Genomic DNA, 21,866 nt, shown 5'->3' on the forward strand with positions numbered 1-21,866 from the left:
AGCACTTATAACGACCACTTGTTAAATGATTTTTTACTCGAATGGCCATAAGAGATTTTTCAACATCATGGCTCAACTGAATAAAAAGCTGTCGTGGACCTATTTTTCCGAGTTTGTCTACAGTTGAAAGACAGTCCATCAGACTGTCTTTTCATCTTGCCCTGTTTGATATTCGTATTGTCCTGCGAGCAGTTTCATGACATGTAGAAACATTTCGCTTCGATTTACCTGGCCATTTGTAAAAATGCCCACTGCGCCTTCTTTTTTACGGACATTCTGTTGATTCGCATATTCTTCCATTACAGGACCTAGCTCATTACCTGCTAATACCTTCTCGGCAACTTCTTCAGGTAGCAGAAGCCTTGCTCCACCAGCAATTATTGGCTTCCTCCCTTTAACGGCCAATGCTCCCCAATTGCAAAGCAACAGTCCATGCGGGGTCTGCTGGACTCCACCTTCAAGTCCTATGCCGATTGAGGCTCCTGCTTTTTCTGCCGCCTCAATCGCTCTGTTAATCGCACCTTTAATCGTTTCTTCGTCAGACATTGGCTGCTCACTTACACCTGATGCTGCGTCAACTGCCATGATATCAAAATGATGATCTTTAAAGGCTTCCTCAACTGCAGTGATTTTAGCTGGATTCTTTGAACCGATTGCTATTTTCATTTTTTATCTCCTTCCAAACTCAAGAAAAAGAGGCAGTTTTTCAGCTGCCTCTTTCATATTTCTTCATCAAACCACTCTAGAAAAGTCTTAGCTATTGTTTTTAATTGTTTCCACGGTTGTCTTATCGCATGCTTTCACTAGCTTGACGAGCAATTCCTTTGCTGCAGCATAATCATCAACATGAATCATTGAGGCTGCTGTATGGATGTAACGTGAGCAAATCCCAATTACCGCACTTGGTATTCCTTCGTTTGATGTATGGACTCTTCCGGCGTCGGTGCCGCCCTGTGAAACAAAGTACTGGTATGGGATATTGTGAGTTTCTGCCATATCAAGGATAAATTCTCTCATCCCGCGGTGCGTGACCATTGAGCGGTCGAGAATTCTTAACAAGGTACCTTTTCCAAGCTGGCCAAATTCATTTTTATCACCTGACATATCATTTGCCGGACTTGCATCAAGCGCAAAGAATATGTCTGGATCGATCATATTGGCTGCAGTCTGTGCTCCTCTAAGACCAACTTCTTCCTGCACTGTCGCACCAGAGTAAAGCATATTAGGGAGTTGGATATCTTTTGTTTCTTTTAACAATTCGATTGCCAGTCCGCACCCATACCGGTTATCCCAGGCTTTAGCCAAAATCTTTTTCTCATTTGCCATCGGAGTGAATGGGCAAATAGGAACAATTTGCTGACCGGGCTTGATACCGATATTGATGGCATCCTCTTTGTCATCTGCACCGATATCAATCAGCATGTTCTTTATTTCCATTGGCTTGTTTCGTTTAGACTCATCCAAAAGGTGAGGAGGGATAGAACCAATCACTCCAGTAATCGGTCCGTTTTTTGTGATGATCTGGACACGCTGGGCCAGCAGAACCTGACTCCACCATCCGCCAAGTGTCTGAAAACGAATCATCCCATTTTTCGTAATAGAGGTAACCATGAAGCCTACCTCATCCATATGACCTGCTACCATGATTTTCGGACCGTTCGGGTCACCTTTTTTCACTCCGAATACACTGCCTAATTTATCCTGTATCAATTCATCTGAGTATTGTCCTAATTGTTCGCGCATAAAACTGCGCACTGCATGCTCGTTCCCCGGTGCACCAGGTAATTCAGTCAATGTTTTAAAAAGGCTTAATGTTTGCTCGTTCATCTCATTGCTCCTTCTCACCAAAAATTTAGATTACCTAAAGATTATGTATTTATACAATGTATTTTACAGATTATTGTTTATGCTTGCCAGTCTTAATCAAGTCATTCCGATTTTTTCTATGCGCTGTGAAAAATGGATGTTGTTTTCTACTCCAATCAACATGTGCTAAAAATCAACCTTCTCCTTAAAAACAGCATAATTCTAATAACACCATTCATTATATAGTCATGTGTATTATTTCTTTGCTCGATCATGCTGATTTGTTATGATGTAGGTATCTTGAAATCCATATATAACCTTGGGGGTACTTGACTATGAACTGGAAAATCTTTTTCATTGGCGTCGGTGCTGGTCTTGCAGGTGCTTATGCTGTAAAGGAACTTGCTTCCCAGAAGGAAACTGTTTCAGCTGACAAAGTGCTGAATCATGCAAAATCAGTTTTTAAAAAATCAGGTCCAATCAGCGGCTCATGGATCAATATGAAGGCAGAATTGTACACAAAGCCGCCTCTTGAATATCAGGTTTATAAAGGTGGAATCTCCCGAAATGTGGATGGCCAGGTAGAGCAGTATGAATTTATCGCTGACGCTTCTACAGGAGCCATTCTCGATACGTATCCTTTAAGTTAAGACCTGCAGATGCAGGTCTATTTTTTTCGTTCGATTGTCTCTGTTATTTTGCCTTCATTATCAAATTTAATCGCACGGTAAACTGCATCATGGTAAAAAGTAAACCACGCATCTTTGCTGATTCCGTATTCCAGCCACTTTTGTTTAGCAAAAATCGAATCCATTGGATAATCGTCATAAGCCATTACCCAAAGAGGGTTCTGGTGAGCATGGGTCGGCATGATGTCGGCCATATGAATCACAGTCATATCCTCATCCTCAATGATTAAAATGGCATGTCCATCACTATGACCGCCAGTATGAATCATTTTGATTGGCCCAAAAGACCAATCTTTCTCAAACGTCTCAACTTGCTGTTCGATTCCCTGCCAATTTTCTTTCCAATATGTACTTTTTGAACGGATATTCGGGCTGCGCATCTCATCCCATTCAATCTTCGATGTGATGATTTTAGCATTGGGGAAAACAGATACATGCTCCCCATTCAATTCCTTCGTCAACCCGCAGGCATGATCAAAATGCATGTGAGTCATCAATACGTAATCGATATCTTCAGGCGATAAGCCCAAGTCGTTCAGTTCTGAATCAAGGCTCGATTCCTCAAGAACGCCAAAATTGCGTTTTTGTTTCTCATTCAATTTTCCATTACCCATACCGCTTTCGACAAGGAAGTTCTTTCCCTCAGCCTGGATCAAAATTGGATCTGTACGCAGTTCAATCTGGTTTTTTTCATTCACAGCATATTTGCGTGACCATAACGGTTTCGGGACAACCCCAAACATTGCGCCACCATCAAGATGAGTAACTCCTCCGTTCAGCCATTCGAGTTTAACATTCCGAAGCTTAAGCTTTTCCATATGCATCCCCCTTTTTATTGATTGTAACACCGCAATTCTAAATTTTTAAATAAATACTCTTATACATAATCTCATTTCAGGCTCCTCTAATTCAAATTCACATTTTTTGGGTCTAACATGTTAAAAAAGAAGCTTCTAACATCGATATTTTGGCGAAGTTCACAACTTTTTTGGCGAACTGGATATTATCTGCACTTTTTTCCAAATTTTAAAAGACAATTCAGTTAGGGTCCCGGAGATGATTGCCCCTCAGTAATTGTTCTTCAGCGCTAATGGACAATATCCTAGCTAACACAAAAACCGATCGATAAGGTTCGACCGGTTTTTTCGTATTCTTTATTCAGCTATAAATTGAACCTCGCAGCGATATATCCTGCTGCCTCGAGAAGAGAACTTCTCTTCGTATTCTGTCATGATATTGCCTTCGTAATCGCTGTTATGAAGGTCAAGGCTTACATAATTCAGCAGCATGCCATAGTGTGAAAAGCTGACAAGTGAGTATTCAAATAAACCCTGGTTATCAGTTTTGAAATGAATTTCTCCATTTTTCACAAGGATGGCTTCATACACTTCCAAGAAAGATTTAAATGTCAATCTTCTCTTTTCATGGCGAGTTTTAGGCCATGGATCAGAGAAGTTCAAATAAACGCGGCTGACATCTCCGCTTTCGAAGTATTTAGCAAGTTCCGCTCCGTTCACATTCATCAGCTTGCAGTTTGGCAGCTCTGCTTCAATTAAACGGTCCAGTGCACTGACGATGACACTTTCCTGCAATTCGATCCCGATGTAGTTAATGTCAGGATTCGCTTTTGCCATTCCTGTGATGAACTGGCCCTTTCCCGTTCCGATTTCAATGTGTATCGGCTGTTTTTTTTCAAATGCTTCGCCCCAGTTTCCACGGAACTTTTCAGGTTCCTGGACCACGTAGTTGGAGTATTCCTGCAATTTATCTTTTGCCCACGGCTTATGTCTTAATCTCATACTTACACCTCTGTACTATTTTCATTCGTTTCAAACGATATCATGCAACCCATATGTTTTCAAGGTGAAATTTTCTTTAAAGATGGTATTTGGCAGATTATTAAACGACTGTTTCCAGATGAAAAGGTCGGGCTTGATGCATAAACGCAAAAAGGAATTCACACTATAATGGTGAATTCCTTTTAAAACGAAAGGGTGATCAGTGTGCCTTTAAGCCACCATGACCAGGTAAATTTATTAAAGGATATATTAAGCAACCAGCAGACTGACTGCTGCGGATCGGTTGCGGAGTATCAGCAATTGGAACGTCTCATTAAGTCTTTGATGGTCAACACTAATGTAGATGGCAATATAAAATCAATTTTACAGGATGTTTATCACTACAGCCAAAACGGGGTCAACGCCTCGGATTTGGAGCAGCATATCCAGACCAACCAAAATCAATTATCCCAATGGGTAGATGATATTGGTCAGTTTTCATAAATAAAGAATTAAAAAAGTGCTTTTAAAAATTCAATCCATTTATCCATTTCAGGAATGCGATTTTGGTTTTTGTGCCATTGAATGGACGAAAGCGATTGCGCAAGAGCATACCACTTCATCCTTTGCTTGAGTTTTTCTGTCAGACTGATGCCATACATTTCGAGCCATTCTTCCCATGACTCTTTGGGTATGTAGGAATATAAAAGAAGGCCAAGGTCAATGGCAGGATCAGCAATCATCGCGCCATCCCAATCGATTAAATACAACTGGTTGTCTTCAGTAAGCAGCCAGTTGTTATGATTAACGTCACAGTGGCAAACCACCTTTTCATGAAAGTCGACATTTCCCACGTTTTCTGTAAGAAACTCCATCGAATCTTTCACTGCCTGCTTTCCCCGAAGCTCTTCATCCAGTTCCTCGTTTAATGCATGCAGGATCATCTCAGGCTGCAAAGGACTTTTGCCTAGCCTGGTAAGCATGCCTAGCAAAGGTTCAGACGCATGGATCTTCTTTAAAAGCTTGGCCACCCGGTCATCATGCATATCTCCGGGTTTCAGCTCTCTTCCATTCATCCATTGCTGTGCAGTTATAACATCTCCGTTTTCTAACCTTTTAGTCCAAACAAGCTTGGGTACGATTCCTTCTGCGGAGAGTACAGCAAGAAAAGGGGACGAATTACGTTTTAAAAACAGCCTTTGTTCTTCATGCTGTGCAAAATAAGCAGCACCAGTTGCGCCGCCAGCAGGAACGATTTCCCAATCCTGTCCAAATAAATGTTCCAAAGTTAGTCACCTTCAATTTATCACTATTTCCCTTATGCTAAAAAACCGGAAATGTATCTATAAAATATAAATTCACTGTTGTTCTTATTATCGGAAATTAGAAAAGCGCAAGCGCCTTGGTAAAGTTATACTTGGTTAAAAGTAAAAAGACAGCTATTGATAGAAAAATTCACATACAATAGCTATCTTATAAATTTTATCTCCTAGAGGCTTCCTTCGTCAACCCCATGAACCTCAATTTAATATTGTGAAAAAGTTATCATTTGAAAAGAGTGAACAGATTTTTTAGAAATGCCGCTAAAAACCGGCACTCCTCTCGCAACATCTGTGCTGGAAATTTCATGTTCAAGCCCGACCAGCGTTAGCTGACTGTGTACCCCCTGTCCTCTGCAGCAATGGTACTGGTGCAGCCTGCCTTTCGTTGGGCAGATCGCTGGGGCTATATAATATCAAGGCTCAATCACTTTGCTGCAATCAGGAGCGAGCAAGGTTCCAACAATACCTTATCCCCCTCGATATGGCGGAACGGAACAGCGGAAGCTCTTTCATGGTCAGCAAGGACATTCCAGCTTGCACTTTCAGAAAGCTCCACAAGCTGCTGGGTTAGTGAGGGGTTAAAAAATATTAATATATTTTCCCAACTACCCAAATGGCCGATGTCTCCAATCGAAATACCAATTAAAGGTGAAGGCAAAGATAAACAGGATATATGCTGGCGTATTTGTTCACTTTCAGAAAATCGGAACGCTGCATTCATTTTTCGGATACTAATGAGCCCTTTTATAAAATCTACATATTCAAGATTCGCATCTCGCAAATCCCAATCTAGCCAGTTCACATTATCTGGTGAACGGTAGCTGTTTCCAATCCCTTTTTTCGTCCGGAAAAATTCCTGGCCGCTATGCAAAAATGGAATGCCCTGTGAGAGCAGCACGATCGAAGTGGCTAACCTGTGCTTCTTCTTTAAGACGCTCTCATCTTCGTCAGGTTCACAAATTTTCAGCTTATCCCACAAGGTGTGGTTATCATGCGATTCTATATAATTCACCGACTGTGTTGGCTGCAGGAATAATCCATGTCTTCGCTTTCCGATGCCGATGCTGCCGGCTAGCACTTGTTTGGCAGATTCTATTACACGGTCATTTCCCAATGCGTAGCCTCTGTCGTATAAATTGAAAGTACTTCCTTTTATCGTATCCCTGAACAAATCATTAAATTGGCCTATTCGTGGCAGCTTTGCCTGATTGGCAATGTTCGCCTTCTGTTCTGGCAGGAGCGGGGTATTGAGATCCCAGCCTTCACCGATGATCAGCGTGTTGCTGTCGATGGCATCCACTGCCTTCCTCACTGCCTCCATTGTCTCCACGTCAAGGATTCCCATCAAATCAAAGCGGAAGCCATCAATCTTGTATTCTTTCAGCCAGTACAATACGGAATCTATAATGAATTTCCTTGCCATCAATCTTTCTGATGCAAAATCATTCCCTACCCCTGTGCCATTCGAAGGAAGTCCATGTTCATTATGTCTAAAATAATATCCAGGGACTATTTTTTCAAAAGACGAATCTTCCCGGATGTAAACATGATTGTAGACGACATCCATGATGACCCTTAATTCCAGGCTGTGAACAGCCGAAATAAGCTGTTTCAACTCGATAATCCGATTAACGGGGTCTTCGGGATTAGAAGCGTAACTGCCATCAGGAACATTAAAATGGATAGGATTATAACCCCAATTATAGGAACTGTTGCGGTCCAACTCGTCAACGCCTTCAAAATCGTGAAAAGGCAAAAACTCAATATGTGTGACACCCAGGCTTTTGATGTAGGAAAGTCCGGTCATCATTCCACTTGGACTGACCGTACCGATTTCAGCAGCACCTGAATATGTCCCTTTGCTGTTCACTCCACTGTTTGGATGAATCGTTAAATCCCTTATATGCGTTTCATATATGACAGCATCTGTTGGACTGCTAAATGGAGGAAGATCGACCATCGGAACCTTCGTTTTCTCTTTATCAATAATGACCCCATATTCTCCATTTGCAGTTAAGGCGGTGGCATAAGGGTCGACAGCTTCTCGCCATTCAAGGTTAACGCAGACTAAAAATGTGTATTGGTAAGATTCAAGGTTCCGGTCAACTGCGATGCTCCAGATCCCCTTATCCACTCGATCCATAGAGATAAGCTCGTGCGTCGTCTCCTCATTTTTAAAAAGCTTAAGCTTTACTTTTGAAGCAGTAGGAGCCCATAGTTTAAATGCTGTTTTTCCCGAAGTAAAATGAACCCCCAAGTCATTGCCGTCATAATAGAATAACTTGTCAAATTCTTCTGTTCTGATCACCGCTCCGATTTGCAGATCCGTTTCTCCGCCATGTTCATCCATTATGATATATTGGCGCCCTATTACAAGTTCAACACTCGATGTGCAAATATATTTTACAACATGCTCCAGATAAACCTTTTCCTCAATTGCCAAAGGCAAATCAACGCCTTCTCCCTTTATGCTGAACTTATTAGAAGTTCCTTCAAAATAAGTAAATGGAAGCAATACGGTAATATGATTTATTTGATCGAGATAGGCGTTAAACTTCCGTTCAATGGCAATCATCTATTTTCAACTCCTCGGTAGGCCATGCTTTGCTTTTTCCTGAAACTATTTTTAATGCATTTGGACAAGTTTCGATCTGCAAAGGTGTCATCCCAATTACTTCCCCATCTGCATGTGTCAAAACTTTATTTTCAGAACGAATTGAAATAGACTTTCCGGTGAATTGCTCCACTTCCCGGAAAAATGTATGCTTTCCCCAAAAGACACTTATGAAGATGATAAGCAGCTTCCATCTTGACAGATTGTGCACGACAGTGACATCCAGAAGACCGTCATCAGGCAGGGCCTCAGGTGCAATTTTCATTCCGCCGCCATAATATTGCTGATTTGAAACGGTTACAAACCAGGCGGCATCATACTTATACTCCTTGCCATCTACAGCTATACGAATTGGGATGCAGCGGAACGTGAGTAATTTTTTTATCAGGATGTACACGTAGACTAGCCTGCCCAACGAAAAACGGTTGAGAAGCCGCTTCATTTCGGATTCATTCGCTTCCTTTGAAACCACGGCATCAAAGCCTACACCCATATTATTCATAAAATATGTTTCCTGTAATTCATTGTGCTGAATTTTTCCGAGATCAATTAAATGGCTGGCCTTTGAATGATTTTCAATTAATAAACGGAGCGCCGCTGCAGCTTTTTTAGGAATAGCAAAGCCTCTTGAAAAATCATTTCCAGAACCTCCTGGTATGAATCCCAATGACACATTTGACTTATCTGCTATTCCATTCACCACTTCGTGAAGAGTCCCATCTCCGCCTACTGCAGCGATCGTGATCGGCTTACCCTTGGCCTTTCGCGCAATTGACTCTGCCAACTCTGTCGCATGTCCAGGATACTCTGTAAAAAAAGCTAGAAAGGGGGTTCTAAGTTCGCTTAAATTTTTCTCTATGTTTCTCCAAATCTCCCGGCAGCTCCCATTCTTTGCATTTGGATTGACAATAAAATAGATCTTATCCATATTGATTCAACCTTTACCCTAATTTTGGTCACCTTGTCTTGGGCTGCTTTCCCACTCAAGTCTTCTAATTGAAGTTGTCTGGCAGTATTGTAAAAGAATCTGGGCTGCTTTTAATTGCATATGCTTTAAAGGAGATTTCGTACCTCTCAAAGCAGAGAACCACTCATCATAATTTCGTTTTTCGATTAACTGGACACCATATGGTGCAAGCGGATAATCAATAAAGCCATTTCTTGAGAGCAGCAATTTTTGTACAGGTAATTCAACTCCATGCATGTCAAAGAGCGTCTTGACGATTTTTTCGGTTCTGTTAAGCGCGGTTAGAGGATTCAGGATTTTTGTTTGTTTATTCTTCGTCTTCTTAATCCAGAAACGATCCTTCGAGCCCACAAACACAGCATTTTCTTCTTCCTCTATAAAAGAAATGCAAATAGCTGCCCCTGGGGTAATCATGATAAACTCAGCCTCTACTGGAGCTTTTTTTAGTAAGAAAATAGGTTTATATAAAATAAGAAAAGTGTCTGGAAAACGCTGAAGCAAGAATTTCAATGTTGGATCATTGGCGAACTCTTTTCCAATAAACGATTTTTCCGTCAATGTAGAACTAGCCCATTTAAGCTGGAATGGCAGTAGTTGGTTTAGAAAATGCTGCTTCAATCCCTCAATTGTTTGGATTTTGTTCATCATCTCTAATTCATGATCGTCTATCATAGTATCCTGATCATCTTCCAGGCTGATTGGAGAAATTTCCTTAAGTTCAGACTGAGGTGTGTCAGACTGGCGTACTATACTTTTAATCTTCTGAAAAATGGTACTGGATAGTTCCTCTGGCTGCCCATAGCCATTTATCTCTTTGGGCTGAACAGGACCGTTTTCCCATTTCTCCTTTATTCCTTCCCATTGCTTTTTCTTTAGACGCACAAATCTTGAAGGATAAAGATAGATATCCTGTGCATAGCGTGATACATAGTCTTGCAGCTTTATTAATTGTGCCATTTAGTTCCCTTCCTTTGAACTTACTCCCCGTTAAGCTTACGAACGGGATGCAAGCGGGAATATTGTAAGTGGTTCATATTTCGGACTTTTCCCTAAATGAGTCCTGTACAAAACGACTCTTTCAGCATGAAAATTTATTTTTTCATCTTTGAAAGGATTTTTCTCTTCGAGTAATTTGTATGTAAATGAAGACTCTCCAGTCCATTTCCTTGCCAACGTGATGTGAGGGCTGAACGGACGCGTCTCAAGTTTAAAACCCGCAGAAAGGCATGCCGAAAATACATCTTCTCTAACCACGCTTAAGCTCTTGGATTCCTCGAGGCCCGCCCAAAAAATCCTTGGTGAATCCTTACGGCCAAATATACCGAGATGATCAATTGCTAACTCAAATTTGAATTGGCTGCTAAGTGCAGAATCAATCAGGTTATTGGCAGCATCAATTTGCGGTGCTCCAGCATTTCCGAGAAATGCCAGGGTGATATGTAAATCCTGAGGGTGAACCCATGTCTTGAAAGGCAATGCTTCCTGCAGTTCACTTTTGGCTTTCTCAAGTTTTTCTTTAACCTCTACTGGCAGTTCCAAAGCATAGAAAAAATGTGCATGCTGCTCCATTGACACTATACACCCTTTCTTGTACATGAATTAATTGTAGCAAATGACTTGTTGTTTTGGCAGATATTCCTTAATATGAATTTTAATCCCTACAAGTTGATAGGAATAGTTAAATTTTTGTATGATAATAAGAAGGTAACATTATTTTTGATTGGCCTATAATCAATTATTCACGATTGTGGCAAGACTTTTTTCGTGCAACTAAAAATCGTTTTTATCCAAAACGGACCATATGCGGGAAATAATCAACAATCTATGCAAAAACATTTTTATGTAAATACTAAAGCTTAAGCACATTCAGCAAGGAGGCTATTGCCATGAAAGTTGTCAATAATATCGCCGAATTAATAGGGGAAACCCCTCTTCTCAAATTAAATCATCTGGCACCCGAGGGAGGCGCTTCCGTCTATTTGAAGCTTGAATATTTCAATCCAAGCAAGAGTGTTAAAGACAGAGCAGCCTTTAACATGATCATCACTGCCGAAAACGAAGGTAAGCTTAAGCCAGGGGCCACCATAATCGAGCCAACGAGCGGAAATACGGGAATCGGTCTGGCAATGAATGCTGCAGCAAGAGGTTATAAAGCAATCCTTGTCATGCCAGACACTATGACAATCGAAAGAATCAATTTATTAAAGGCATATGGAGCAGAAGTAGTGCTTACCCCAGGCGATGAAAAAATGCCTGGATCGATAAAAAAAGCTGAGGCGCTTTTAAAAGAAATCCCAAACAGCTTCATGCCAATGCAATTCGAAAATGATGCTAATCCGGATGCCCACAGAAGATCTACTGCACTAGAAATCATTGAAGCCATGAAAGAACTAAAAAAGCCTCTTAGCGCTTTTGTTGCAACTGCTGGGACCGGCGGAACCATCACGGGTACAGGCGAGGCACTTAAGGAGGAATTTCCAGATTTACATGTGCATGTCGTCGAGCCTGCGGGGTCGCCTGTGCTTTCCGGAGGCAAACCTGGCAAGCATAAGCTTGTCGGTACCAGCCCGGGATTCATCCCTAAAATCCTCAATCAGGATGTTTACGAAAAGATTCATAAGATTGAAGATGAAGATGCTTACGAGACAGCAAGAAGGCTTGCAAAAGAGGAAGGCATCCTTGTGGGACCATCTTCAGGCGCTGCTGCTTTCGCAGCCATCAATGTCGCCAAACACATGAAACCTGATGAAGTTGTTATCTGCATCGCATGCGATACGGGCGAAAGGTACTTGTCCAGCGACCTTTTTAAGTTTGAAGAATAAGTAAGAGATTTGTTTATAGCTGTCTCATTTAATACGTACAAAAGCTGCGGGATTCCACTCCCGCAGCTTTTTATTATTTTTCATCATTCTCATCTTCATCTTCAAAAATGGTACCAGAATGGAGCGTCACTCCGGAGACGATCTCTTCCATTTCAGCCTGGAGTCTTTCGGTAATTTCTTCTCGTTCTTCAGGAGATAATGATTCCTTCGTATAACCGAAGAGATAATTATCTAAATCAAATTCTCTCAGCTTGCACTTTGTGTGGAAAATATTTTCCTGATATACATTGACGTCGACCATGTCGAATTGATTTTTGATATTATCTGGGATATAGTTTTGAATCGAACTGATATCATGGTCGATGAACAATTTGTTGCCATCCTTATCACGTGTAAATCCCCTTACCCTATAATCGATTGTTATGACATCGGTTTCGAAGGAATGAATCAGGTAATTCAACGCCTTTAACGGCGAGATCTCCCCGCATGTCGATACATCGATATCTGCCCTGAACGTACTGATTCCCTCGTCAGGATGGTATTCTGGATACGTATGCACGGTAATATGGCTTTTATCAAGCTGTAAAACCACATTGTCAGGCAGTGGACCAGGAGATTCATCATATGCTTCCTCGGGAACTTCGACGACCGGACCCTCAGAAACGAGAATCGTCACACTCGCTCCCTGCGGCACATAGTCCTGCTTTGCCACATTCAGCACATGAGCACCGATTATATCGGAGACATGTGTCAGGATTTTCGTCAGCCTGTCGGCATTGTACTGTTCGTCGATATATTCAAGATAAGCTTCTCGCTCTTCCTTTGTTTTCGTATAACAGATGTCATACATATTAAAGCTCAATGATTTCGTCAGGTTATTAAATCCGTGCAATTCGATATGCTGTGCTGGTGTGAATTTCATCTGTGTTCCCCCTGTTCGGTATTCTGCTATGCTTTGTCTGTGATTGTTCATAAGACATGATTTCAAGCAGGTATCATACTGATTTAAATATTTTTATGATACCCATTCCTGCCAATAAAAAACAAAGCGGCGGCAAAACCTGAATCAAGGGGATTATCGTTTGTGTTTAAAAACTGCCTAAAGAAATGCATTTTCCCTATAAAAAAGCCTGCAGCATTGCAGCTGCAGGCTTAATAAAATATTAGATTTGTCCGCATTGCTGCGTAATTTCAGCTTTGAATAGCTCTTGAAGGCGGCGTGTCACTGATCCTGGTTCACCATTTCCAACAGGCTTCCCTTCAATTTCAATAACAGGCATTACTTCGACTGTTGTACCGGATGAGAAAACTTCATCAGCGGCGTAAAGTTCTTCGAGTGTGTATGCTCTTTCCTCAAACGGGATATGGTTGTTTTTGCAAACCTCAAGGACTTTTAGCCTCGTAATTCCGTTGAGAATATGGTTATCTGCAGGATGGGTGATGATCACACCATCTTTGATAATTGAAATATTAGAATGACTTCCCTCAGTCACAGTCTGCCCACGATGTAAAATCGCTTCAAAACAGCCAGCTTCGGCAGCTTTTTGCTTAGAAAGTAAATTGCCGAGTAAGTTCAAGCTCTTAATATCGCAGCGCAACCAGCGGATATCCTCATCCAGGATTGTCCGGACTCCATTTTGCATAGACTCTTCTGGACGGGCTACCTGACGCGTATAAGCTACGAAAGTTGGCGCAACATCCTTTCCCGGGAAAACATGGTTTCTTGGTGATGTTCCTCTTGTGAACTGCATGTAAACGATCCCCGTTTGCAATTCGTTTTTGGCAATCAGCTCTTTCATCATGCCTGCCAAAGTTTCGGGACTGTATGGAAGCTCCATCCGGATTTTTTTCGCACTTTCCACAAGACGATTCAAATGCTCCGTGCCCGTGAACATCTTGCCATTATAAACCCGAATCACTTCATACACACCATCACCAAACTGATATCCCCTGTCCTCAATATCAACCTTCGCCGAAGCCCGGTCCATAACCTCACCATTAACAATCACATACTCCATCCAAATTCCCTCCCCATCACTTTAACGCTTCACATTGCCGGGGGTCTGACCCCCAATGCTTTAACGTTTTAATGTGTGTTAGCGTGCTAGTTCATAAATTGCTTGTGCGTATATTGCTGTTGCTCTTACGAGATCTTCTATAATCATGTATTCGTCTTTTTGGTGGGCTATATCTGGTCTTCCTGGGAATAGCGGGCCAAATGCTACTCCGGATTTCAATGACCTTGCATATGTGCCGCCGCCAATGGAAATTAACTCTGCTTTTTCACCTGTCTGCTCCTCATATACCTTTTTAAGGGTTTGGATGAGGAAGTCGTTTTCATCAACATGATGCGGATTTGAGTTGGAGAAATTTTCAATCGTGATTTCTTCTGCTTCCAAAACACCATTAAGAATTTCTTTTGTCTTTTCAAGCTTTGTTGTTACTGGGTAACGCATATTCAAGCCGGCGCGCCCACCGTTCTCTGATGAATAGGATAGCTTACCAACGTTAATCGTCAAGTCTCCCGTAATTTCATCCGAATATGCGATGCCAAGCTCCTTGCCTCGGGAATCCTTGCCTAAGTATTTTGATACAAATTGAAAGAACTTGCCGCTATTCCCGTCAAGGTTCAGCTGTGAAAGGAAATTCGCCATATGGAGACCGGCATTTTTGCCGTTATTAGGCTCCATACCATGAGCAGAAACCCCTTCAAGTTCAAGGATTAGCTTACCATTCTCAACATGCGCTTTTCCTTGGAGTTCATTTTGTTTTTTATAATCTTCAAAACGCTGGACAAGGTCAGTTTGTCTCTCCTGGACAACAAGACTGGCCTGGGCAAAGTCGGGTACCATGTTATAGCGTCTTCCAGAAGAGAACTCGATCACTTCTGCATCAAAGTCTGTTTTTTCACTTCCTGCAGGCTTGTACACTAAATCATAGTCTGCGATCCCTTTTTCAGCATAGATAATAGGAAAATCAGCATCTGGAGCAAAGCCCATAGCGGGCATTTCTTCGTGTTTAAAATAATGGTCTACACAGCGCCAATTACTTTCCTCATCTGTACCGATAATCATCCTTACGCGTTTGTTCAGCGGCAGACCCAACTCTTTAACAATTTTCATTGCATAATATGCAGCCATTGTTGGACCTTTATCATCGATTGCTCCACGCGCGAAGATTTTTCCATCGCGAATTTCAGCACTAAACGGATCACTTGTCCATCCGTCTCCCTCTGGCACGACATCAACATGGCAGAGAATACCGACAATTTCATCACCTTGTCCAAATTCAAGATGGCCTGCAAGGTTGCCAACATTTTTGGCTGTGAAACCATCCTTTTCACCTAATTGAAGTAGAAATTCTAATGCTTCTTTTACACCTTCTCCTAGTGGAGCCTCTGGAGTAACATTTTCTTCATCAAGTACACTTTTAATTTTCAGGAGTTCCTGGGCGTCTTTTATCAGATCAGCTTCTCTTTTTTCTACTTCTTTCATCCATTGGATTGTCGTCATCTTCATACCTCCCACATTGCAATTGTATGTAATCTTGTTCTCTTTTGGATGCCATTTCCCTAATAGAGAAAGTTTAAGCAGCTCAATAATCTTATTGTACCTCAAATCCGTCTGTTATCTCCTTTATAAAACTTGAATTTATTTTACTCTTTATTGGCTCTTGCCGTAAACTCTGTGGAATTTCAGGCTCATTTTTTCAGAAAGCATTTTCGGCAGTCTAAAATATTCAAGCTATTTTTCTTAATTTTCAATCTTTTGTCATATTTAGCCTGTTTAAAGCCATATCGTTAAGTAAAAAGAATATGAGAGAGGGGGAAGTGAATCGTCGAGTTATTATTTTTTTGTAAAATACAGTGAATTATCTGGAATTTTATTTTATTTAGCGTTAAAATAGTCCAAAAGGTAGGACATCTTTTTTACTGCCTTTTAAAAAGGACGCTAAAGGAGCTGTCTGGAAAGAAGAAAACTACATACTTGAGGATTCGTCTTCAATCAGTTGTCGGTTGCAGGAAAATGACAAGGGGTTTAATAAAGGATAGGGAGTGGTTGTTTGAAACCTTCGACTAACCGGATGATAAACCGCATCAAATCCATCTACATGTTCATATGTCAGAATGGTACTGTCACAACTCAAGATCTTGTAGAGGAGTTTGGGATCACACCTCGAACCATCCAGAGGGATTTGAATGTCCTGGCTTATAACGACTTAGTGAAAAGTCCCAGCCGAGGTAAATGGACAACGACCCAGAAAAAGGTAAAGATGTCATCGTAAATATAAAAAGAAATCGCCTGCATTTGGGCGATTTCTTTTTTTTGTATAACACGAAAAGTTATTTAGGTTCGTACGTCATTAGCATATCAAGTTCCTCATCAGTAAGCTCCCTGTATTCACCGAGTTCGAGTGTTTCATCAAGCTCGAGCGGTCCCATAGACAATCGTTTCAGGTAGATTACCCTTTTGCCAACCGCCTGGAACATTCGCTTTACCTGATGGAATTTTCCTTCAGTAATGGTCAGCTCAATATCCGATGTGAGTCCTGATTTTAAAATAACAAGCTCACCAGGCTTCGTTTCATATCCATCATCAAGGGTGACCCCATGTTTGAATGCGTCAATATCCTCGTCTGTCACCTCTCCATCGATAACAGCAAAATACGTTTTTGGAACATGTTTCTTAGGAGATAAAAGCCTGTGAGACAGTTGTCCGTCATTGGTGATCAGCAAGAGGCCTTCAGTATCCTTATCAAGCCTGCCAACAGGGAACGGCTCGAATACTTGGTCATCGACTTCAAGAAGGTCGATGACTGTTTCATCACGATTGTCCTCTGTTGCCGAGATGACGCCTGGCGGCTTGTTCATCATCAAATAAATAAATTCCCTGTATTGAATTTCTTCCCCGTTCAATGTCACAGAATCTTTCTTAGGATCGACATGCTGTTTTGCATCCTTAACGACTGCGTTATTCACTTTAACGGCACCGTCTTTCAAAAGCTTCTTCACATCTTTCCTGCTTCCATATCCAAGATTCGAAAGAACTTTATCGATTCTCATCGCGAACCTCCTATTATCTATTAGGCATGCGCCCATTCCTATTCCATTTTTCAACATAGACTAATATCATACTTTACTTTATGGCTGTGTTAAACTTGGCTGTTGATTTCCATTCCAGGCGCTTTGCTTTCCTCGGGGCTGGCGGTGAGCCTCCTCGTCACAAGCGCCTTCCACTACAAACAACAGAGATTAAAAATCAAAATTGATGGTTAACACAGCATACTTTATAAGAGGCATTTTCGCATACAATTAGTTTTTCTCATGATAGATTAATCCTTTATGAATAAAAATTCGGAGGGCATCTTTACATTCTTATCATTATTCCATTAGAGATGGATGCCTTTCACATCCAACAGTATGTACGAAAAGAGCCTTAAATTAACGAGGAGATGACTACTATGAACTACCGTCAGCAAGGTCAAGGATTGTTTATCCCGTTACCAGGCGTGCCAGGTGGAGGGTTTCCTGGAGGAGGATTCCCAGGTGGACAATTTGAGCAAAGATTAAACCGCCTTGAGCGCCAGGTCGAAAGACTAAATAATCAAATCGACAGGCTTGACCGCAGGATTGATCGAATTGAGCGCCGCTTAGGCATCCGAGAAGATGGCCAGCAGTTTTATTATTAATCTTATGTAAAAATGGCCTTCAGTCATGAAGGCCATTTCTATTATACCGGCAGCCTTAGCTTACGCTTGATTTTAGTTACACGATCTCCAAAAAGCTTGTCCACAAGCTTGGTCCTTAACCCGAGGTAAAAATAAACCGCTGATCCAACTACTGCCGAGATAACTATAATGACAATCGACTGGAACTTTGAAGCTGGAGAAAGGAATTGGACCAGCACTTGATAGAATGCCATCGTAACCCCTGCCATCAAGCCAGAAAAGGTAATGATCAATGCAATCCTTCGAGCGACAAATCCCATAGGATACCTTGCAAAAGTTTTGATTACAAACATGTTTATAACAATTGCTGCTGTGTACCCAAGTGCGGTTGATAGAACTGCTCCCTGTGTTTGAAATAATTTTATCAAAGGGATATTCAAGCTTAGCTTGACCAATAATCCGGTCAGCAGACTTAAAATCGTAAATCGCTGCTCATTGATTCCCTGCAGGATTGCAGCAGTCACCGAATAGAGAGCAAACAGAATCGCAACAGGAGCGTATGTCCTCAATACCTCTGTGCCTAAATCCTTATGCTCATAAAACACAGTAAACATTGGCTCTGCAAGAAGTGCCAGTCCAACTGTGGCTGGAACAGTCAAATACATGAGGACCTGGAAGGTCTGATCCAGCTGTCGTCTCATACCCTTTCGGTCGTTTTCGACGAAAGACTTTGTGATACTTGGTACAAGTGTTAACGAAAAGGCAGTAGCAAGTGATACAGGAATGATCACCAGCTTATGCGATTCAAAATTCAAGACCGAAAACGCAGCCTGCGCCTGGTCTTCAAGGCCAATTGAGCCCATAGCCCTGCTGAACGTGATCTGATCTATGAATTGGAATAAAGGATTTGCTATTCCGACAAAAACGAATGGAGCTGCATAAAGCAATATTTCCTTGTATATATCTTTTAGGGATATATCGAGCGTACCTTTATCCTCTTTTAAAAGCTCATCAAGATGAGGCTTCCTTTTAAACCAATACCATCCTAATATCGCGAGGCTGCCGAGTGCACCAATAAAAGCGGCAAATGTCGCTACACTCACTGCAGTTACCAGGCTTCCATTTAACCAATTAAGGACGACATATGCACCAGCAAGTAAAAATACAATCCTGACAATCTGTTCAACAACCTGTGATACTGCAGAAGGTCCCATTGATTGGTGCCCCTGGAAAAACCCTCGGATCAAGCTCATAAAAGGAACCACAATCAATGCAAAGCTGACCGCCCTAATAACGGTTGTAACGTCTTCGACACTGATTTCCAGATCCTTTTTAGTAGAACTAATCGAAATCTCCGCAAGAAATGGTGCTGTGATATACATAATCAGAAAAGAAATAACTCCGCTCGCAAGCATGACAACAAGACCAGATTTAAACAGCTTCCTGCCAACCGCATATTCTTCCATCGCATTGTATTTAGCAATGAATTTTGAAACAGCAAGCGGTACGCCAGCAGTTGCTATACTAATAAAAATCGTATAGGGGATATAAGAAAACGAATAAAGAGCGGTACCATGTTCTTTAACGATGGCGTAGAAGGGAATGACATAAAACAGCCCCAGTACCTTGGAAATGATGGTGCCAAGCGTTAAAATAAACGTCCCTCTTAAAAGCTTTGATGACATAGAATCCCTTCCTAACAGTTACTTTTCACATGATAAAAAGATTAGGTTTAAAAAACTGATTACAAACTTGTATTTTACCACAAACAAGATTAGACACTATGATAATTATCAATTATGACAGTTTTTAATCTGCATTCCCTAGTTTACTCTTCTTTTAAACTAACCGCTACTTTTCTAGATGACAGTTTTCGAGGAGTTTTATGGAAGCAGTTTTCAAAGGTTTTGCTATAAGGCAAACCTGAAGTTTCCATTTAATAATTATCCACCATATGTTCTTTAGCAACTCAATTTAATGCTACCTGTTTGGATTCCCTCAATGCTGGCAATGTTTTTAAGAGAAAGATACTATATAATGATAAAGTCGCAAGTTACTTAATTAGCGATATTTTTAAAAAATTAAATGAACACAGTTAGCTGCTGATAAAAGTGAACTCGAAAAGATGGTGAAAGTATGAAATATGATGTAATCGTACTCGGCGGCGGGCCGTCAGGGTTAATGGCTGCCATCGCAGCCGGTGAACAGGGCGCAAAGGTTCTGTTGATTGATAAAGGGGACAAGCTCGGCCGCAAGCTGGCCATATCCGGAGGCGGACGCTGCAATGTGACAAATCGCTTGCCTGTTGAAGAAATTATCAAGCATATACCAGGCAACGGGCGTTTCCTATACAGCGCCCTTAACATTTTCAGCAATGAGGATATAATTGCTTTTTTCGAAGGGCTGGGAATTCAGCTTAAGGAAGAAGATCACGGCCGGATGTTCCCTGTCACAGATAAGGCTCAATCTGTTGTAGATGCTCTCCTTACAAAGCTAAAAGAATTAAAAGTCGAGGTAAAGACAAACAGCCCCGCTGCTGATGTAGATTATAAGAATGGCCAGGTTGAAGCAGTTCACCTGAAAAACGGCGAAATGATTCACGCTGACAGCCTCATAATTGCTGTTGGCGGAAAATCAGTTCCCCATACTGGTTCTACTGGTGACGGATATGCATGGGCTGAAAAAGCCGGACACACAATTACTGGACTTTTTCCAACTGAGGTTCCTGTCACCTCAAGCGAACCTTTTATCAAGGAAAAAGTACTTCAGGGTCTATCTTTAAGAAGTGTAGCGCTCAGTGTATTGAATCCAAAAGGCAAGGCACTGATCACCCATAGGATGGACATGATTTTTACACACTTTGGAATAAGCGGACCTGCTGTTTTGCGCTGCAGCCAATTTGTCGTCAAAGCCATGCAAAAATGGGATCTAAAAGAAGTTGTCATGTCCCTTGACGCCCTCCCAGACATGAAAGAAGAAGAGTTATTCCAGGAGATTAACAAGCTTATTAAGGCTGAACCGAAAAAATCTGTCAAAAATCTGCTTAAAGGGCTCCTTCCCGAACGATACCTCATGTTTTTGCTGGAACGAAATGAAATAGACCCGGCTATGCAGGGCGGCCAGCTAGGCCATGAAAAAATCAGAAGCTTTGCTAAATCGGTAAAGCAATTTGAGTTCAAGGTAAATGGTACCCTGCCCCTGGATAAAGCATTTGTAACAGGCGGAGGCGTCTCAGTTAAAGAAGTCGAGCCGCAGACAATGGCTTCAAAAAAAGCCATGGGCCTATATTTTTGCGGAGAAATCCTCGACATCCACGGTTACACAGGTGGATACAACATTACCTCAGCCCTTGTAACAGGACGGCTTGCCGGTATGAATGCAGCGCAGCATGCCTTGCATAAATAAAATGAAAACAGAGCCTGATAAAATCAGGCTCTGTACACAATCATCGCAGAAAAACAGTAAATCTGTTCCTCCTCCAATTCCTCTGGCACGACTGCGACATTATACTTAATGTCCAGCAATTTCTTCTCATCCAGCTTCTCGAGAAATCGGTTCATTTCTTGTTCAAGATCTTTTTCATGCTCATGATCAAATACTCTGACCTGGATCAAGGTTAAACTTCCTTCCTTTTTAACATCCAGTCTGGCCAGATTTTCAGAATTTTATAATTATGGACGCTTTGTTTCTCCGCCCCAGCTCATCATTCCGCCAACCATGTTACGGACTTTGTAACCTTGCTCATTCATATAGTGGCAAACATTGCCGCTGCGTGCGCTTGAACGGCAAATAAAAATGTATTCCTTATCCTTATCAAATTCGCCCATTCTCTCAGGAATTTCGCCCATTGGAATATGTTTAGCACCTGGTATCATGCCCGATTCAACTTCGTCATGCTCACGAACATCAACCATTTCAAGCTTCTCCCCAGCTTCAAGCTTCTTTTGAAGTTCTTCAGTAGAAATCGTTTCAATTTTATTCATAGTAGTAGCCTCCGATTTTTAGGTATTTAAAATTCCATTTCACGAAAAATACATAACAATAATGTATTTTCCCCTATTTATTATAGAAAAACTCGTTTATTTAAGCAAAAAATAAACTCTACCGGGTACCGTATTTTAGACTTTATTGAATCAGACTGTAGATTTCCGCACCAGTCACTTGCTTTCCTCGGGGCTTTTGGTGCTAAAAATCAACATTG

The 21,866-nt window shown here is 41.4% G+C and carries 22 protein-coding genes; 6 read left to right on the top strand and 16 right to left on the bottom strand.

From position 1 onward, the window contains the following. Positions 1-138: 138 nt before the first annotated feature. Both V7201_RS09320 and V7201_RS09325 read right to left on the bottom strand, forming a co-directional pair. Positions 139-666 carry a DUF84 family protein gene (locus V7201_RS09320; protein WP_335376497.1) on the bottom strand — a complete coding sequence of 176 codons (528 nt, stop codon included), beginning with the start codon at positions 664-666 and terminating at the stop codon, positions 139-141. Between the two features lie 87 nt (positions 667-753). Next, on the bottom strand, positions 754-1,827 hold the full coding sequence (locus V7201_RS09325) for a M42 family metallopeptidase (protein ID WP_335376498.1): 1,074 nt from the start codon (positions 1,825-1,827) through the stop codon (positions 754-756). A 314-nt stretch (positions 1,828-2,141) separates the two neighbouring features. On the opposite strand from V7201_RS09325, the gene V7201_RS09330 reads away from it, so the two are divergent. Beyond that, positions 2,142-2,456: a PepSY domain-containing protein gene (locus V7201_RS09330; protein ID WP_335376499.1), complete on the top strand. Its 315-nt coding sequence runs from the start codon at positions 2,142-2,144 to the stop codon at positions 2,454-2,456. 17 nt (positions 2,457-2,473) lie between these two features. Here the strand turns inward: V7201_RS09330 and V7201_RS09335 are convergent, their stop codons facing one another. Continuing rightward, entirely contained in the window at positions 2,474-3,313 is an 840-nt protein-coding gene (locus tag V7201_RS09335) for a YtnP family quorum-quenching lactonase (RefSeq protein WP_335376500.1), read from the bottom strand. A 336-nt stretch (positions 3,314-3,649) separates the two neighbouring features. Next, positions 3,650-4,294 (bottom strand): tRNA (guanosine(46)-N7)-methyltransferase TrmB, encoded by a 645-nt coding sequence (gene trmB, locus V7201_RS09340; RefSeq protein WP_335376501.1) that lies wholly within the window; start codon positions 4,292-4,294, stop codon positions 3,650-3,652. Between the two features lie 204 nt (positions 4,295-4,498). On the opposite strand from trmB, the gene V7201_RS09345 reads away from it, so the two are divergent. Beyond that, positions 4,499-4,777 (top strand): YtzH-like family protein, encoded by a 279-nt coding sequence (locus V7201_RS09345; RefSeq protein WP_335376502.1) that lies wholly within the window; start codon positions 4,499-4,501, stop codon positions 4,775-4,777. Positions 4,778-4,785: 8 nt separating this feature from the next. On the opposite strand, the gene V7201_RS09350 is transcribed toward V7201_RS09345, so the two are convergent. The 5 genes from V7201_RS09350 to thpR form a co-directional block, all read right to left on the bottom strand. Next, positions 4,786-5,559, bottom strand: coding sequence for a phosphotransferase family protein (locus tag V7201_RS09350; RefSeq protein WP_335376503.1), 774 nt, complete (start codon positions 5,557-5,559; stop codon positions 4,786-4,788). A gap of 460 nt (positions 5,560-6,019) precedes the next feature. After that, complete coding sequence (gene pulA / locus V7201_RS09355; RefSeq protein ID WP_335376504.1) at positions 6,020-8,170, bottom strand: type I pullulanase; 2,151 nt, start codon at positions 8,168-8,170, stop codon at positions 6,020-6,022. Beyond that, positions 8,157-9,137: a diacylglycerol/lipid kinase family protein gene (locus tag V7201_RS09360; protein ID WP_335376505.1), complete on the bottom strand. Its 981-nt coding sequence runs from the start codon at positions 9,135-9,137 to the stop codon at positions 8,157-8,159. The genes pulA and V7201_RS09360 overlap by 14 nt, the downstream gene beginning before the upstream one ends. A gap of 18 nt (positions 9,138-9,155) precedes the next feature. Beyond that, the gene (locus tag V7201_RS09365) at positions 9,156-10,133 is read right to left on the bottom strand and encodes an NERD domain-containing protein (protein WP_335376506.1); all 978 of its coding nucleotides are present in this window, start codon (positions 10,131-10,133) and stop codon (positions 9,156-9,158) included. 36 nt (positions 10,134-10,169) lie between these two features. Next, on the bottom strand, positions 10,170-10,745 hold the full coding sequence (gene thpR, locus V7201_RS09370) for an RNA 2',3'-cyclic phosphodiesterase (RefSeq protein ID WP_335376507.1): 576 nt from the start codon (positions 10,743-10,745) through the stop codon (positions 10,170-10,172). 317 nt (positions 10,746-11,062) lie between these two features. Between thpR and cysK the strand changes: the two genes are divergently transcribed. Further along, a complete protein-coding gene (cysK, locus tag V7201_RS09375) occupies positions 11,063-11,998 on the top strand; it encodes a cysteine synthase A (RefSeq protein WP_335376508.1) in 936 nt (311 codons plus the stop codon). A gap of 73 nt (positions 11,999-12,071) precedes the next feature. Here the strand turns inward: cysK and speD are convergent, their stop codons facing one another. The 3 genes from speD to pepV form a co-directional block, all read right to left on the bottom strand. Then, positions 12,072-12,920, bottom strand: coding sequence for an adenosylmethionine decarboxylase (gene speD, locus V7201_RS09380; RefSeq protein WP_335376509.1), 849 nt, complete (start codon positions 12,918-12,920; stop codon positions 12,072-12,074). Positions 12,921-13,161: 241 nt separating this feature from the next. After that, positions 13,162-14,016, bottom strand: a complete 855-nt coding sequence (gene dat / locus V7201_RS09385; protein WP_335376510.1) for a D-amino-acid transaminase — start codon at positions 14,014-14,016, stop codon at positions 13,162-13,164. Between the two features lie 78 nt (positions 14,017-14,094). After that, positions 14,095-15,510, bottom strand: coding sequence for a dipeptidase PepV (gene pepV, locus V7201_RS09390; protein WP_335376511.1), 1,416 nt, complete (start codon positions 15,508-15,510; stop codon positions 14,095-14,097). A 550-nt stretch (positions 15,511-16,060) separates the two neighbouring features. Here pepV and V7201_RS09395 point away from each other — a divergent pair. Next, complete coding sequence (locus V7201_RS09395) at positions 16,061-16,282, top strand: DeoR family transcriptional regulator (RefSeq protein WP_207500860.1); 222 nt, start codon at positions 16,061-16,063, stop codon at positions 16,280-16,282. 58 nt (positions 16,283-16,340) lie between these two features. On the opposite strand, the gene V7201_RS09400 is transcribed toward V7201_RS09395, so the two are convergent. Beyond that, positions 16,341-17,060, bottom strand: coding sequence for a pseudouridine synthase (locus V7201_RS09400; RefSeq protein WP_335376512.1), 720 nt, complete (start codon positions 17,058-17,060; stop codon positions 16,341-16,343). Positions 17,061-17,458: 398 nt separating this feature from the next. Here V7201_RS09400 and V7201_RS09405 point away from each other — a divergent pair, with 398 nt between their 5' ends. Continuing rightward, complete coding sequence (locus V7201_RS09405; protein WP_335376513.1) at positions 17,459-17,686, top strand: hypothetical protein; 228 nt, start codon at positions 17,459-17,461, stop codon at positions 17,684-17,686. Positions 17,687-17,727: 41 nt separating this feature from the next. On the opposite strand, the gene V7201_RS09410 is transcribed toward V7201_RS09405, so the two are convergent. Further along, positions 17,728-19,350, bottom strand: coding sequence for a putative polysaccharide biosynthesis protein (locus tag V7201_RS09410; protein ID WP_335376514.1), 1,623 nt, complete (start codon positions 19,348-19,350; stop codon positions 17,728-17,730). 451 nt (positions 19,351-19,801) lie between these two features. On the opposite strand from V7201_RS09410, the gene V7201_RS09415 reads away from it, so the two are divergent. Continuing rightward, a complete protein-coding gene (locus V7201_RS09415; protein WP_335376515.1) occupies positions 19,802-21,070 on the top strand; it encodes an NAD(P)/FAD-dependent oxidoreductase in 1,269 nt (422 codons plus the stop codon). A gap of 23 nt (positions 21,071-21,093) precedes the next feature. Here the strand turns inward: V7201_RS09415 and V7201_RS09420 are convergent, their stop codons facing one another. Both V7201_RS09420 and V7201_RS09425 read right to left on the bottom strand, forming a co-directional pair. Beyond that, positions 21,094-21,279 carry a sporulation protein Cse60 gene (locus V7201_RS09420; RefSeq protein ID WP_207500865.1) on the bottom strand — a complete coding sequence of 62 codons (186 nt, stop codon included), beginning with the start codon at positions 21,277-21,279 and terminating at the stop codon, positions 21,094-21,096. A 57-nt stretch (positions 21,280-21,336) separates the two neighbouring features. Then, entirely contained in the window at positions 21,337-21,648 is a 312-nt protein-coding gene (locus tag V7201_RS09425; protein WP_207500866.1) for a rhodanese-like domain-containing protein, read from the bottom strand. Between the last annotated feature and the right edge of the window lie 218 nt (positions 21,649-21,866).

Origin of the sequence: Bacillus sp. JJ1122 (assembly GCF_036964885.1) — a bacterium.
Lineage (GTDB): Bacteria > Bacillota > Bacilli > Bacillales > Cytobacillaceae > Mesobacillus.

Coding starts and splice junctions, on each gene's coding strand:
- V7201_RS09335 (WP_335376500.1), bottom strand. CDS start 3,313: ATGGAAAAGCTTAAGCTTCGGAATGTTAAACTCGAATGGCTGAACGGA.
- V7201_RS09415 (WP_335376515.1), top strand. CDS start 19,802: ATGAAATATGATGTAATCGTACTCGGCGGCGGGCCGTCAGGGTTAATG.
- trmB (WP_335376501.1), bottom strand. CDS start 4,294: ATGAGATTAAGACATAAGCCGTGGGCAAAAGATAAATTGCAGGAATAC.
- V7201_RS09410 (WP_335376514.1), bottom strand. CDS start 19,350: ATGTCATCAAAGCTTTTAAGAGGGACGTTTATTTTAACGCTTGGCACC.
- V7201_RS09360 (WP_335376505.1), bottom strand. CDS start 9,137: ATGGATAAGATCTATTTTATTGTCAATCCAAATGCAAAGAATGGGAGC.
- V7201_RS09325 (WP_335376498.1), bottom strand. CDS start 1,827: ATGAACGAGCAAACATTAAGCCTTTTTAAAACATTGACTGAATTACCT.
- V7201_RS09320 (WP_335376497.1), bottom strand. CDS start 666: ATGAAAATAGCAATCGGTTCAAAGAATCCAGCTAAAATCACTGCAGTT.
- V7201_RS09405 (WP_335376513.1), top strand. CDS start 17,459: ATGAACTACCGTCAGCAAGGTCAAGGATTGTTTATCCCGTTACCAGGC.
- V7201_RS09425 (WP_207500866.1), bottom strand. CDS start 21,648: ATGAATAAAATTGAAACGATTTCTACTGAAGAACTTCAAAAGAAGCTT.
- V7201_RS09365 (WP_335376506.1), bottom strand. CDS start 10,133: ATGGCACAATTAATAAAGCTGCAAGACTATGTATCACGCTATGCACAG.
- pulA (WP_335376504.1), bottom strand. CDS start 8,170: ATGATTGCCATTGAACGGAAGTTTAACGCCTATCTCGATCAAATAAAT.
- speD (WP_335376509.1), bottom strand. CDS start 12,920: ATGAAATTCACACCAGCACAGCATATCGAATTGCACGGATTTAATAAC.
- thpR (WP_335376507.1), bottom strand. CDS start 10,745: ATGGAGCAGCATGCACATTTTTTCTATGCTTTGGAACTGCCAGTAGAG.
- V7201_RS09400 (WP_335376512.1), bottom strand. CDS start 17,060: ATGAGAATCGATAAAGTTCTTTCGAATCTTGGATATGGAAGCAGGAAA.
- cysK (WP_335376508.1), top strand. CDS start 11,063: ATGAAAGTTGTCAATAATATCGCCGAATTAATAGGGGAAACCCCTCTT.
- pepV (WP_335376511.1), bottom strand. CDS start 15,510: ATGACGACAATCCAATGGATGAAAGAAGTAGAAAAAAGAGAAGCTGAT.
- V7201_RS09330 (WP_335376499.1), top strand. CDS start 2,142: ATGAACTGGAAAATCTTTTTCATTGGCGTCGGTGCTGGTCTTGCAGGT.
- dat (WP_335376510.1), bottom strand. CDS start 14,016: ATGGAGTATGTGATTGTTAATGGTGAGGTTATGGACCGGGCTTCGGCG.